Annotated in this window: 2 protein-coding genes; one reads left to right on the top strand and one right to left on the bottom strand. The window is 73.8% G+C overall.

What is annotated here, in order from left to right; translation table 11 throughout:
- Positions 1 to 198: hypothetical protein (locus tag HMPREF0731_RS22320; RefSeq protein WP_007006543.1), on the bottom strand; the 198-nt coding region annotated here is incomplete at its 3' end.
- Between the two features lie 273 nt (positions 199 to 471).
- Between HMPREF0731_RS22320 and HMPREF0731_RS22315 the strand changes: the two genes are divergently transcribed.
- Positions 472 to 736 (top strand): hypothetical protein (locus HMPREF0731_RS22315; protein WP_040614505.1); only part of this gene is annotated, 265 nt, incomplete at its 3' end.

Raw genomic sequence — 736 nt, 5'->3', positions numbered from 1 at the left:
GGCTGGCGGCGCGGCCTGGGCCAGGGCCGGCGGCGCGCTGGGCAGGCCGAGCGGGTCGAAGCCGCGCACATCGAAGCTGCGCGCATGCAGCTGGCTGGTGTCGATCGGCGGCACGCCCTGGCGGGCGGGCTGCGCCATCGCCAGGGCGGGCAGCAGCAGGGTGGCGCCAAGCAGGCAGGGGATCAGGACGACGCGCATGGGGGTGCGTTCCTCCTTTCGGGGGGGCAGGGAGGGGGGTGGGTCGGTTGCGGGTCGCTGTGGCCGTCCTGGCGTCCCGACGACCCCAGAACGGGCGGCGGCGCCACCCGTTGCAGGGCCAACGGCTTTGTCTCGCTGTTTATACGATCGAAAGGCGCTTAGCGGTTGTTAACCGACGGTGCCTCATACTCCGCGCATCGCTGCATCGCGGAATGACGGGGCAGCGGCCGGCCAAGCCGGCCCGCCCGCGCCGCCCAGGACATGGATGAACCAATGTCGCTCGGCCTCTCCCTGCTGCTGAACGCCGCCGGCATCGCGCTGGACCGGCTGTGGCAGTTGCGCATGCAGCAGGATGGCGCGGTGGTGCTGCCCGATTTCCTGGATCCCGGCCTGCCCGCGCCGCTGGAGCCCGCCCCCGACGCCGAGGGCCAGGCGCTGCGCCAGAAGCTGCTGCGCATCGGCGCGCAGATGCGCGAGATCGGCCTGGCCCCGCTGGCCGCCGCCATCCTGCAGGCCGCCCTGCCGGCGCGCCGCCAGG

The organism is Pseudoroseomonas cervicalis ATCC 49957, assembly GCF_000164635.1.
In the GTDB taxonomy this organism is placed as follows: domain Bacteria; phylum Pseudomonadota; class Alphaproteobacteria; order Acetobacterales; family Acetobacteraceae; genus Pseudoroseomonas; species Pseudoroseomonas cervicalis.
Note: the sequence above shows the minus strand (reverse complement) of the source record. Positions and strands in the feature narration are given on the sequence as shown.